We start from the raw sequence: 14,026 nt of genomic DNA, 5'->3' as shown, positions 1-14,026 counted from the left end.
TGTATTTTTTCATTTTATTAGCCAAACTATTTTCAGGGATACCATTATGAACCATTATGGTATTGTCATATTCCAGCGGAAAACTGTTTTAACTCTTGAAAAATCTCCTGGTAATGTTCTGTAAAAATACTGTTTTTTCGCCAGATAACGTTAAACTCATGAGAAAGTGGAAAATCAGGTAGATAAATCTGTTGCAACTGCCCTTGAAGTAATTCTTGCTGTACTGTAATTTGATACAAAAAAGTAATTCCTTGTCCTTCCATTACAAAATGTTTGATTGCCTGAATATTATTGGTTTGTAACAGTAAGCGAAAATCTTTAAAAGAAAAATTTTTACTCTCCAAATACCGTTCTAAAATTTCCCTTGTTCCAGAACCTTGTTCCCGTAAAATTAATTTTTCATTAAATAACTGTTCTAAACTTTGTTCTTTATCCGAAAAAGGATATTTTGGGCTGCATACCGCAATATAATTCTCTTTGGAAAACATCCGGGAATCATATTCCCTTTTATCAAAATATCCCTCTACTAAAGCAAAATCAATTTCTCCACGATCAATTTTCTCCAACAATTGTTGGGTGTTGGCAATTTGCAAATCAATTGATACGGTTGGATATTTTTGCAGATATCGGGATAACAGTTGGGGCATCATAAATTCCCCAATTGTTAATGTAGCACCCAAAACCATATGCCTTGCTTCTCCATGTTGCTGCCTCATATTTTTTCTTAAAAAAATCTCATCGTGTTTCATTGTAGTTGCTGCATTTAATAGTAATTTTCCAGAAGGGGTCAAAAATAATTTTTTCCCTTTATATTCAAATAATTTTGTCTGGTATTCTCGCTCTAAATAGTGGATATGTTGGGAAACAGCTGGTTGTGTAATATTTAATTCTTCCGATGCTTTTGTAAAGTTCATATACTTACATACTGCCAAAAAACTATCTATACGAAAATCTAACATATCAATCCCTCCTGTATTTTATCATAACATATTCTTATTGATTAATAAATAATTATATATTTATTTTATTAATAGATTATGGTATGATTATCCATGTAAAGAAACAGTGCGCAAAAATATAACTTTAAGTATAAAAAGGAGGATTTTTCATGGAATTTATCAAAAAAAGCTGGAAAGGATTTCTGCTTTGCTTATGTATTGCAATTCCAGCTTGGTTTTTAGGTCAATTACTTCCCGTGATTGGTGGACCTGTTTTTGCCATCCTAGCTGGTATGGTGATTACTTTATTCTGGAAAAATAAAGATAATGTACAGCCAGGTATTACTTTTACCTCGAAAAAGATTTTGCAATACGCAGTTATTTTGCTTGGTTTTGGCATGAATTTAACCGATATTTTAATGAAAGGGAAACAATCACTTCCAATTATTATATCCACCATCTCTACATCTTTAATTATTGCGTTTATTTTACATAAAGTAATGAGAGTTCCATCCAAAATTTCTACTTTGGTAGGGGTTGGGTCTTCTATTTGTGGAGGCTCTGCTATTGCAGCCACTGCACCTGTAATTGATGCAGATGACGAGGAAATTGCCCAATCTATCTCTGTTATCTTTTTATTTAATGTGATTGCTGCCTTAATCTTCCCTGCTTTAGGTAGTTTGTTGGGATTGAGCAATGAAGGATTCGGTTTATTTGCAGGTACAGCAATCAATGATACTTCTTCTGTTACAGCGGCAGCAGCAGCTTGGGATGGTATGCACGGAAGCAACACATTGGATGCAGCTACCATCGTAAAATTAACCCGTACTTTGGCTATCATCCCAATTACTCTGGTATTGGCGTTTGTACGCACAAAAAAAGAAAAAAGTTCTTCTGGTACTAAGGTAGACTTTAAAAAAATCTTTCCATTTTTTATCTTGTTCTTTGTACTGGCTTCTGTAATTACAACAGTATTTAATCTACCCGCTGTTGTAACTTCCCCAATCAAAGAATTAAGCAAGTTTTTAATTGTAATGGCAATGGCAGCAATCGGTTTAAATACCAACATTGTAAAGCTGGTAAAAACCGGTGGAAAACCAATCTTTATGGGATTGTGCTGCTGGATTGGCATCGCAGCAGTAAGCCTCGGTATGCAACATGTTTTGGGAATTTGGTAAACAATATAAGATTAATAAAATACCTCCTGTGATAAGATAAAATCACAGGAGGTATTTTTTCGACTAAACCCTTAGCAAAGGATTGGTATATATTTTAGTAATACTCCTCACAATAAACTAACTTTAAGAGAATAGGTTGGTAGCTCAAAATGCAGATATTCAAACTAATGTAGGGTTTACACCGATTTACACTACTAATCATTTTCAAAAAACAGATCCATTTATTTTTTGAAACATAAAAAAGTGATGCCATAAATTATTTGTGTTGGCAGAAAAAATAAGAACACAAAAATAGATAAAAACTTTGGTAAAATTTATGCCCAAATTTTTTTCGATTAGCACTCTATTATTTAACAAAAAATAGCTCTATTACTAAGAATAGAGCTATTCACGTATTTTACTAGTACAATTAAGCTGCATTTCCTTGCATAGTTTCTGCTGATGGCTGAGAAGAAGGTTCTTCTGGTTGGCTGGATTCAGGAACAGAAGGAGTTTCTGGTTCACTGGAAACTGGCGGTTCAGAAGAAACAGGCGGCTGGGAAGATTCTACTGGAGCAGAAGAAGTTGGAGCCTGTGTTGTGCTAGAAGAGTTATTGGAATAAGATGGCTTAGATGTGTTGCGGTCTGTGCTATAATTGCTGTCATCCTCAGAATCATCAGAACCACTATTTTTAGAATCATCATCAGAAACATCAATTCCACCTAAAAGGTCTGCAGTCATAACTGGAGGATATTGTTCCATATAAGATTCAGGGGAAATATCATCATAGATAAACGCTTTTAGCAAATCAGAAGCATACCCTAAATTGAATAAAACAGTGGATTTTGAATGGTAGTAATAATCAGCATTAATCACATATTCCTCTAATGGGAGGCGGGTTTGTACAAACTCTATATTTGGCTTTGTAAAAATACCAGCTAAATTTAAAATTTGATTGATATCTAAAGACGTTTCTACATAAGGAAGCAACTCTTTTGCAAACTTTGGATACTGGCTAACATCCATTGTCAATGCTTTTTGGAACAATTGTTCCATAACAGCACGCTGACGGTCAGTACGACCAAAATCACCATAAGTCCCATTTGGATTACTTACTTTACGAATTCTGGCATAGCCAACTGCCTGCATTCCATTTAATGTTTGCAGCCCTGCATGCTCAATAAAAGTTGGCTCAATCCCCAACACGAATGCCTGCTCATTAATACTGCCATTTGCATTGATTACTTCATCTTCTGAGACATCTATTTCAACGCCTCCTACAGCGTCTACTATTTTTGCCATCCCTTCAAAATTTACAGTTGCATAGTCACGAATATTCAAATTAAAATTCTGGTTCAATGTCTTAATTGCCAACACAGCACCGCCCATACCATAGGCTTCTGTAATTTTTGTAATGCCATGGTCTGGAACCTTTACCAAAGTATCCCGCATAATAGAAATTACCTTTATTTTGCTGTGCAGTTTATCAATACTAATAATCATCATCGCATCGGAATTGCCTGCATTTCCAGTATTTCGTCCATCTACACCAAATAAAGCAATATTTGTAATATCCTGACCATTATCTACAGGAATTTCCTCTGAAATACCCAGGTCCTCATCGCTATCTGTAATATCTACATGGTTATAGTCTTTTAAAAAATCTGCTACATAAATTCCACAAGAAGAAACAACGGATAATACAGTAGCTAAAATTACCACAAGAATTTTTTTTAATTTTGTGAGCTCTGAAAGCACAGCGTCATCAACCTTTCAAACATCTTTTCCTATTTTACATCTTACAAAAGAATACTCCTGCTTTTCTTCCTTTTAATTAAAAAAACAGGAATATTTTGTATCCATTCAATTTTATCTAAAAATCAACTTTTTTAAAAGATATGTGATTATTATATCATAAAATAGCGAAAAAATATCTAAATAATTCCTGAACGATTACAAATTAAATGATAAATATCATACTTATATTTTGCTATATTTTATGAACTAATACAAAAATAAAAAAATATTAACTTATTATTTCTATATATAAACATTTTTCTTTATTTTTGCAAAAACAATGTTTTTAATCCGGAAAAAATTTTACTAAATATACCAAAAGAATGCCTCTATCTAATTGATAAAGGCATTCTTTTTTATAGAACTATTATTTTTTCTTTTTTAAGACAATTGCTGTTCCCGCTGCAATTGCCAATGCTACAGCCCCAGCAATTGGAGTAGTGTCACCTGTTTTGGCTGCGTTTGCTTTTGTTGTGGTAGATTCTTGTCCTGTTTGTGTACCGTCTGCTTTGTTGTCATCTGGTGTTTCGGTAGATGGTTTTTCTACTGCTACCAGACCTTTCATTGCTTCTTGTACACTTGTTACTGCTGCATCTACTTCTTCCTGGGTTGCATCTTCATTCGCCATTACTGCATTTGCTTCTGCTACTGCTGCTTGCAGTACTGCATAGCTTTCCGCTGTATATGTGTTTGCATCTTTGTCGTTGGCTTCCGCAATTACTTTTTCCAGGATGGATTTATCCGCTTTGTATCTCAGGTTCAGCATCGCATTCAACAGATTGCTTTCTGCTGTTTCAATTTCTGTCTGCATTGCATTGTCTTTATCCGCTAATAAATCTTGTGCTGCTTTCAATGCTTCTAAGAATTCTGCTTGACCTGCTTCTACATAGTCATTCATGTCATAGCCTTCTGCCAAGGATACCAGAGCCTCTAAGGAAGTAATATCTCCTTTCACAAAGCCCAGTTTATGAATTTCTGTCATTAATGCTTTCCATGCTGCATCTACTGCATCCTGACTTGCTGCTGGATCTGCCGCAATTTCTTTTGCTGCATCCAATGCTGCATTGAAGGATTCCTGTACATCTGCGATGACATTGTTAAAGTCATCAGATGTTTTTTGTTCTTCTGCGTATACGATTACTTTGTTTAGGATATCTTTATTGGTTTCCACTGGTTCTACTGGTTTCTTTTCCAGTGCGTCATAAGCATTCTGCAGTGCTGTTACTGCTTCGTTAACTTGTTCCTGGGTTGCTTCTTCATTCGCAATCAGGTTTTTCGCTTTTTCCAGTTCTGCTACAAAGGTATCTTTTGCTTCTCCATCTATATACTGGTTCAAATCAGTATCTTTTACCTGGTTGTAGAGGGTTTCCAGTGCCGTTTTATCTACAGATGGAATCGGTTTTAAGTTATCTATTGCTTGCTGTAAATTCTCCTTTGCTAGATTGATAGAATCAACTGTAGCAGCAGGATCATTTAAAGCTACATTGGCCTGTGCTAAAGCTGATTGGAATTCTTCTTGTCCCTCAGGCAAACATTGACTTAAATCAATATTTTCCGCCTGTTTGATCAGATTGGATAATTCTTGTTTTGCCTGCCCTAATTCAGGATTCGTTGTTTCATTAAAACTAGGTAGACCGTTATCTCCCTGTTTCCAAACCGCCACTTCCTCAACTGCAATTCCTAAAGCTTGTGCTGCTTCAGCTTGTTTACTGTTCATCAGTATAGTAAAATCAGCCTGTTGCATTTCAGCAAGCGTTTTACCAGCTGCTTGGAAATCAGTTCCTTCTCCAGAATTGGATTCTCTTTGTACACCTTTCCCCTGTGTGATACCATTCTCCCCATCTGTTACCCAATAACAGTTGTGAATACTGGATTTTACACTGGAATGTTCACCGATAATACCACCAATATAACTTCCTGTTGTTCCAAAACCAGCAGTTACTTTCCCGGTATTATAACAGCTAATCATTTGGCTTTCCCCAGAAATATGCCCTCCAATACCACCGATTCCACGATTTGTGGCGGCATCCGCATTTGGAGCGGAAACTGTTCCAGCATTATAACAGTTAGCGATTACTTCTGTAGACTGATCCACTGCATGGCCAAATATACCACCTGTCATTTGATAATGATTATTTGCCAAATTAGTAACATTAGCGAAGTTGACACAATTATATAATTTACTGTTAGTCATTCTTCCCACAATTGCACCGACCTCTTGGGCTGTTACTGTAATATCCCCGTCAGCAATGGTTAAATTTTTTATAGTAGCGTCTTTTACTACACCAAAAAAGCCTGCCCCTTCACCGGTAGAATTTACTTGATTTGTTGTTATTTTTAATCCAGAAATAGTATGGTTTCCACCATTATAATTTCCTGTAAACGGATTCGAAGTATTTCCAATTGGAACCCATTCTTGATTCTTCAGATCAATATCCGCAGTTTGTAAGAAATATGCACTACTATTGGAATAATTTGACGCAAACAACTGTAAATCTTCCACTGTTTGAATTAAATAAGGACTTTCTGCAGTACCTTCCCCCTGCAGTTCCCGATCCAACTCCATGGTTTTGTCAATCCATTCGTATCGTTTTTGTAGATAATTTTTTATAAAATCTATTTCTCCTTGGAAGGTTGTTGCCGTATTAGGAGTATCCCATTGATGAGGTGTATTTAAAATATCCCAACGGATAAAGTTCATGTCGGCAGACTCTTTTATTTCATCTACATACTGTTGAGATAAATCAGGTAATCTTTCCAGATATGGCCCAACCTCTTCATCATAAATTTGTTTGGACAGTTTACGATAATCTTCATGTTTGAATAAAGCATATTGGAAGCCGCGTCCACCATTTGGATTGCGCAGCCACCATCCTTCTGGTACACGCAAATTATTTTGCTGTTCAATTCCTGGTGAACCAGCATTTACACAAGCATTAGCAATGGCAATATCAAAGTCCCAAACAGGTCCTCCATACATAAGGCTAGTACCATCAGAGGGATCTTTATCCTTATACATGTAGGTGCTTCCCATACCATAATCGCCATTTTTAAATATTTCATTGATCCAATATAATTTATTAAAAGAAGCTAAATCCATATAGTCAGTATAGTGTTTTCCCTTGCTATTGATGCCATTGGAACTATAAATCGCTTCTTCCATTTCATTAACATAATTGGATATATATTCTTTTTGTTTTGCTGTTGCTTCTTCCGGACTTTTAATAGTTACATCCAAATTTGTATGATTGGCATGGAACCAAGAAGGTTCTCCCTGTGCTAAACGATCATATTCCAGTAAATAGCCACCTGTTACATCATGATCTGCTTCTTCTGGCGGAACATCTTCCAAGTCCGTAATATCCACCCTTGAGGACCCAACTTCTACTTTTTCTGCTAATAAATAGTTACCCAAATACTCTCCATTTAAGAATACATCTACAAATTCACATTTTGGGGTGCCTTCCATTCCAAGTTCATCTGCCATGTCATAAGCCAACTTATTTCTAATTAGCGACCGATCGCCATAATTAGCTAATAATACCCATTTTTTCGCTTTACCCATTCCTAAAATATCTTGTTTGGAATCTAATTTAATCTGATATGGTTTTTTTGGTAATCCCCAAGTAGTGTTTCCTCTTCCTTTCATGGACATATCTGTATCTATATAGGTGGTTTCCCAACCGTTTTCTTCTGCCAATTTTTCAGGAACACTTAATGTCATAGCACCAAAACATTCTGTATCATGGTTTGGATCATTATTCATATCTTCAATTGATCCTTTGCTTTCATCCATATTTAATTGTACAGCAGGTAATTCAGATTGCATTCCCACAACTACATAAGTTTGACCACTTAATTTTACAGAAACAGGCTGGCTAACATCCAATTGTTCTATACTAGAATCAGAAAAAGAAACAGTTAATTTTGTTAGATCCACAGTACTTGGGGTAAATAAATATAAATAATTTGTATTATCCTTATTTACCGGATAGCCTTTTATGTCATACGCTAGACCTTCATTTAAGGCTGCTTGAACAGTTAAATCTGAACTAACATTTGGTTTATCAATAGAAGTTTGTCTTATTTCTGCGCTGGAAACACTTGGTGCCTCCAATCTTAATTGAGATAAAACGCCCGCATAGACTGTAGATGACATCCCTACTGTCATACACCCCGCCAACATAAGGCCAACTGCTTTTGTTGCTATTTTTCTTTTTTTCATTTCATTCACCTTTTCCTCTAATTTAAATAAGATATTCTTATTATTCAAATTATATATTTTATTTTTATATTTGTCAATCTAATCTGTATTATAATAATACTTTTACGATAACATTTTAATTTCACAACTTTAATGTAAGGTTCTTAAAAGTAAACAATATATTTGCAAATTCAGAATAGGTCTATATTTATCTATCAATAGGAATCCACTACCGAAACACAATAAGGGGAATTACAAATATAAAATATTACAACTAGATTGAAGTATTTCAATCTATAAAAAATAATATATAACAAAAAAACAGATAGGTAAATATTTCTTTACCTATCTGTTTCTGTTATTGGCTCCCCAAGTTGGACTCGAACCAACGACCCTGCGGTTAACAGCCGCATGCTCTACCGACTGAGCTATTGAGGAATATATGAAAGAAAAGTAGATTGCTCTACTTTTCTTCCTTCGTGACGGCATTTTTCTATTTTCCCAGGCCGTCTCCAGCCAAGTATCTTCGACGTTGATGAGCTTAACTACTGTGTTCGGTATGGGAACAGGTGGATCCTCATCGCCATTAACACCGTCTATTTCTTTTGAAGGTTCAGTACCCTCAAAACTGAATAAGTATCACGATTTTAGAACATATCATTGGTCAAGCCCTCGACCGATTAGTACTCGCTAGCTTAACGCCTCACGACGCTTACACTTTGAGCCTATCAACCTCGTAGTCTACAAGGGGTCTTACCTGGTTAACCCAGTGGGATATCTTATCTTAAGGACGGCTTCACGCTTAGATGCCTTCAGCGTTTATCCGATCCGCACATAGCTGCCCTGCCGTGCCATTGGCATGACAACAGGTACACCAGAGGTGCGTCCATCCCGGTCCTCTCGTACTAGGGACAGCTCCTTTCAAATATCCTACGCCCACGACAGATAGGGACCGAACTGTCTCACGACGTTCTGAACCCAGCTCGCGTACCGCTTTAATTGGCGAACAGCCAAACCCTTGGGACCGAATCCAGCCCCAGGATGCGATGAGCCGACATCGAGGTGCCAAACCTCCCCGTCGATGTGGACTCTTGGGGGAGATCAGCCTGTTATCCCCAGGGTAGCTTTTATCCGTTGAGCGACGGCATTTCCACTCACATACCGCCGGATCACTAACTCCAACTTTCGTTACTGCTCGACTTGTCAGTCTCGCAGTTAGGCTCGCTTATGCGTTTACACTCTAATGCACGGTTTCCGTCCGTACTGAGCGAACCTTTGAGCGCCTCCGTTACCTTTTAGGAGGCGACCGCCCCAGTCAAACTGCCCACCTAACAATGTCCCCCGACCAGATTCATGGCCGCAGGTTAGAATTTCAGCACTCCAAGAGTGGTATCCCAACGATGGCTCCACAAAAGCTGACGCCTTTGCTTCCTAGCCTCCCACCTATCCTGTACATGAAATACCAAAATCCAATATTAGGCTACAGTAAAGCTCCATGGGGTCTTTCCGTCTAGTCGCGGGTAACCGGCATCTTCACCGGTACTACAATTTCGCCGGGTGGATTGTTGAGACAGTGCCCAGATCGTTACACCATTCGTGCGGGTCAGAACTTACCTGACAAGGAATTTCGCTACCTTAGGACCGTTATAGTTACGGCCGCCGTTCACTGGGGCTTCAATTCAGAGCTCTCACTCCTCCTCTTAACCTTCCAGCACTGGGCAGGTGTCAGCCCCTATACGTCATCTTTCGATTTAGCAGAGACCTGTGTTTTTGATAAACAGTCGCCCGGGCCTATTCTCTGCGGCTCTATTGCTAGAGCACCCCTTATCCCTAAGTTACGGGGTCAACTTGCCGAGTTCCTTAACAACCCTTCTCCCGTTGGCCTTAGAATCCTCTTCCTACCTACCTGTGTCGGTTTGCGGTACGGGCTCCGAAGATATCCACAAAGCTTTTCTCGCCTTCATCCAAGTGTACTTCCTTACTCTAATTTCAGTCCCTTACGACCGGGTCTACCAACGCCCGGCTTACACCCTTCTAAAGTGTCCCTTTGCTTAAATCTTTTGGAGGCTACGGAATATCAACCGTATGTGCATCGGCTACGCCTTTCGGCCTCACCTTAGCTCCCGGCTTACTAGGAGCGGACGAACCTTCCTCCTAAAACCTTAGGCTTTCGGCCATTATGATTCTCACATAATTCTCGCTACTCATTCCGGCATTCTCACTCGTATACAGTCCACCACCGCTTCCGCTATGACTTCTCTCCGTATACGACGCTCCCCTACCCCTGATACTTACGTATCAAGCCCAAGCTTCGGTGTACATTTTAGCCCCGTTAAATTTTCGGCGCAGGACCACTCGACCAGTGAGCTATTACGCACTCTTTAAATGTGTGGCTGCTTCTAAGCCAACATCCTGGTTGTTTTCGCAATCCTACATCCTTTTCCACTTAAATGTACTTTGGGACCTTAGCTGTGGGTCTGGGCTCTTTCCCTTTTGACTATGAGACTTATCTCACACAGTCTGACTGCTGCCCATGATTATCCGGCATTCAGAGTTTGATAAGTTTCGGTAGCCTCTCGGCCCCTAGACTATTCAGTGCTTTACCTCCGGTAATCTTTATGGCAACGCTAGCCCTAAAGCTATTTCGGGGAGAACCAGCTATATCCAAGTTCGATTGGAATTTCTCCGCTATCCACATCTCATCCCCTACCATTTCAACGGGAGTGGGTTCGGTCCTCCATGACGTGTTACCGTCACTTCAACCTGGACATGGATAGGTCACCTGGTTTCGGGTCATACGCATGAAACTAAACGCCCCATTCAGACTCGCTCTCGCTTCGGCTCCGAACCTGAAGTTCTTAACCTTGCTACATACGTATACTCGCCGGACCATTCTACAATAGGTACGATATCACACTTTGACGTGCTCTATCTGCTTGTAAGCACAGAGTTTCAGGTTCTATTTCACTCCCCTCCCGGGGTTCTTTTCACCTTTCCTTCACAGTACTTTTCGCTATCGGTCATTAGGTAGTATTTAGGCTTAGAGGGTGGTCCCCCTATCTTCCCACGGGGTTTCACGTGTCCCGCGGTACTCTGGATACTGCTAGCTCTGATCTGTTTTCGGATACAAGACTTTCACTTCCTTTGGTGTGCCTTCCCATGCACTTCTCCTAACTCGTCAGATACACATTGCAGTCCGAACCCCAAAGATATTGCTACCTTTGGTTTGGCCTCTTTCCCGTTCGCTCGCCACTACTAGGAAAATCTCGGTTGATTTCTCTTCCTCGCCCTACTTAGATGTTTCAGTTCAGGCGGTTCCCCTCATATACCTATGGATTCAGTATATGATGACAGTGCATAACCACTGCCGGATTCCTCCATTCGGAATTCTACGGATCGATGTCTGCTTGCGACTCCCCGTAGCATATCGTTGCTTACCACGTCCTTCATCGGCTCCTAATGCCAAGGCATTCTCTCTGCGCTCTTTGTAGCTTGACCATTTGAATTATGTTCTCCAACTTTTTCAAATTGTAGTAGTATTTTTACCCTTTTTTAAAAAAGATATTTGTCTTAACTACTTTTATCGCTTTACTTATTCAGTTTTCAAGGTACTTCTTCTTTGTTACTTTTTCAAGTAACTTGGTGGGCTCAAGTGGACTCGAACCACCGACCTCACGCTTATCAGGCGTGCGCTCTAACCACCTGAGCTATGAGCCCATGTTAGATTCGGCTGTCGGTCTCTCTTTTCCCTGTTCAACCTTTCGGTTGTGGTGGAGATGAGGAGGATCGAACTCCTGACCCCCTGCGTGCAAGGCAGGTGCTCTCCCAGCTGAGCTACACCCCCATTTTCCAGGGTTTCTAGGTTGCCGCTTTTCCCATCAATTATTTTTCTGAAGACTCAGGGCCTTCAAAATTAAACAATATAGCTCCTAACACTTACCATCCTGTCAGTTCTCCATAGAAAGGAGGTGATCCAGCCGCACCTTCCGATACGGCTACCTTGTTACGACTTCACCCTAATCATCAACCCCACCTTCGACAGCGCCCTCCTTGCGGTTAGGCTACTGGCTTCGGGTGTTGCCAACTCTCATGGTGTGACGGGCGGTGTGTACAAGGCCCGGGAACGTATTCACCGCGGCATGCTGATCCGCGATTACTAGCAATTCCGGCTTCATGCAGGCGGGTTGCAGCCTGCAATCCGAACTGAGACTATTTTTAGGGGTTTGCTCCTCCTCGCGGTATTGCTTCCCTCTGTTAATAGCCATTGTAGTACGTGTGTGGCCCAGGTCATAAGGGGCATGATGATTTGACGTCATCCCCACCTTCCTCCGTTTTGTCAACGGCAGTCCCATTAGAGTGCTCTTGCGTAGCAACTAATGGTAAGGGTTGCGCTCGTTGCGGGACTTAACCCAACATCTCACGACACGAGCTGACGACAACCATGCACCACCTGTCTCAACTTTCCCCGAAGGGCACCTAACATATCTCTATCTCGTTAGTTGGATGTCAAGACCTGGTAAGGTTCTTCGCGTTGCTTCGAATTAAACCACATACTCCACTGCTTGTGCGGGCCCCCGTCAATTCCTTTGAGTTTCAACCTTGCGGTCGTACTCCCCAGGTGGATTACTTATTGTGTTAACTCCGGCACGGAAGGTTGACCCCCCCACACCTAGTAATCATCGTTTACAGCGTGGACTACCAGGGTATCTAATCCTGTTTGCTACCCACGCTTTCGAGCCTCAGCGTCAGTTAAAGCCCAGTAGGCCGCCTTCGCCACTGGTGTTCCTCCTAATATCTACGCATTTCACCGCTACACTAGGAATTCCGCCTACCTCTACTTCACTCAAGAACAACAGTTTTGAACGCAGTTTATGGGTTGAGCCCATAGATTTCACATTCAACTTGCTGTCCCGCCTACGCTCCCTTTACACCCAGTAATTCCGGACAACGCTCGCTCCCTACGTATTACCGCGGCTGCTGGCACGTAGTTAGCCGGAGCTTCCTCCTCAGGTACCGTCACTATCGTCCCTGAAGACAGAGGTTTACAATCCGAAAACCTTCTTCCCTCACGCGGCGTCGCTGCATCAGGGTTTCCCCCATTGTGCAATATTCCCCACTGCTGCCTCCCGTAGGAGTCTGGGCCGTGTCTCAGTCCCAATGTGGCCGTTCAACCTCTCAGTCCGGCTACTGATCGTCGACTTGGTGAGCCGTTACCTCACCAACTATCTAATCAGACGCGAGCCCATCTTACAGCGAATTTCTTTGATTATCTTACCATGCGATAAGTTAATGTTATGCGGTATTAGCGTTCGTTTCCAAACGTTATCCCACTCTGTAAGGCAGGTTGCTCACGTGTTACTCACCCGTCCGCCACTAAGATAGTCCATCGTCACCCCGAAGGGATCTAACAGGTATCTCCGTTCGACTTGCATGTGTTAGGCGCGCCGCCAGCGTTCGTCCTGAGCCAGGATCAAACTCTTAATTTAATCATATCAAAACATCCTCTCGAATGATTTAATCTAGCTCGTATTACTCGAATACGCTAACGTCATTTTTTCTAAAATAACTAAAACTCTTGAATTAACAAGGATTGGTTCGTTTTCGTTACTTACTATATTGTTTAATTTTCAAGGTCCTGTTTTTGTCGTTTCTTGACCGCTGCCCTCAAGCAGCTTTACTATTTTATCACATCTCTGTGATTTTGTCAAGCTTTTTTTGAAAGTTTTTTGTTTCTTTCGTTTCGCTTGCCTCAGAAGCGACTTATTTATTATATCATATCGCTTCCTCTTTGTCAAGATGTTTTTTCATCTTTTTTCGTTTCTTCCTTTTTGCTCAACGGCGCCTCTTGCCCTCCCGGCCGCTCTTCCGTTGCAGCTTTAATAATATATCACACCTTCTCCCTTTTGTCAACTACTTTTTCCTTTTTTCT

At 40.5% G+C, this 14,026-nt stretch carries 4 protein-coding genes, 3 tRNA genes and 3 rRNA genes; 1 reads left to right on the top strand and 9 read right to left on the bottom strand.

Annotated features, from left to right (window positions below; all coding sequences use genetic code 11):
• Positions 1 to 65: 65 nt before the first annotated feature.
• Entirely contained in the window at positions 66 to 959 is an 894-nt protein-coding gene (locus BQ2683_RS05635; RefSeq protein WP_069988049.1) for a LysR family transcriptional regulator, read from the bottom strand.
• A 149-nt stretch (positions 960 to 1,108) separates the two neighbouring features.
• Between BQ2683_RS05635 and BQ2683_RS05630 the strand changes: the two genes are divergently transcribed.
• Complete coding sequence (locus tag BQ2683_RS05630) at positions 1,109 to 2,116, top strand: YeiH family protein (RefSeq protein ID WP_069988047.1); 1,008 nt, start codon at positions 1,109 to 1,111, stop codon at positions 2,114 to 2,116.
• Positions 2,117 to 2,525: 409 nt separating this feature from the next.
• On the opposite strand, the gene BQ2683_RS05625 is transcribed toward BQ2683_RS05630, so the two are convergent.
• The 8 genes from BQ2683_RS05625 to BQ2683_RS05590 form a co-directional block, all read right to left on the bottom strand.
• The gene (locus BQ2683_RS05625) at positions 2,526 to 3,854 is read right to left on the bottom strand and encodes an LCP family protein (protein WP_069988044.1); all 1,329 of its coding nucleotides are present in this window, start codon (positions 3,852 to 3,854) and stop codon (positions 2,526 to 2,528) included.
• A 406-nt stretch (positions 3,855 to 4,260) separates the two neighbouring features.
• The gene (locus tag BQ2683_RS05620) at positions 4,261 to 8,118 is read right to left on the bottom strand and encodes a CotH kinase family protein (protein ID WP_069988042.1); all 3,858 of its coding nucleotides are present in this window, start codon (positions 8,116 to 8,118) and stop codon (positions 4,261 to 4,263) included.
• Between the two features lie 341 nt (positions 8,119 to 8,459).
• Positions 8,460 to 8,535: transfer RNA gene (locus tag BQ2683_RS05615), tRNA-Asn, on the bottom strand.
• 42 nt (positions 8,536 to 8,577) lie between these two features.
• A 5S ribosomal RNA gene (gene rrf, locus BQ2683_RS05610) occupies positions 8,578 to 8,694 on the bottom strand.
• Positions 8,695 to 8,757: 63 nt separating this feature from the next.
• Positions 8,758 to 11,595 (bottom strand): 23S ribosomal RNA (locus tag BQ2683_RS05605).
• Positions 11,596 to 11,737: 142 nt separating this feature from the next.
• A tRNA-Ile gene (locus BQ2683_RS05600) sits at positions 11,738 to 11,814 on the bottom strand.
• Between the two features lie 51 nt (positions 11,815 to 11,865).
• A tRNA-Ala gene (locus BQ2683_RS05595) sits at positions 11,866 to 11,941 on the bottom strand.
• A 117-nt stretch (positions 11,942 to 12,058) separates the two neighbouring features.
• Positions 12,059 to 13,583, bottom strand: a 16S ribosomal RNA gene (locus tag BQ2683_RS05590).
• The 16S, 23S and 5S rRNA genes sit together here with 3 tRNA genes alongside, the layout of an rRNA operon.
• Between the last annotated feature and the right edge of the window lie 443 nt (positions 13,584 to 14,026).

The sequence above is a fragment of the Massilioclostridium coli genome, from assembly GCF_900095865.1.
Taxonomy (GTDB): domain Bacteria; phylum Bacillota; class Clostridia; order Oscillospirales; family Ruminococcaceae; genus Massilioclostridium; species Massilioclostridium facile.
Note: the sequence above shows the minus strand (reverse complement) of the source record. Positions and strands in the feature narration are given on the sequence as shown.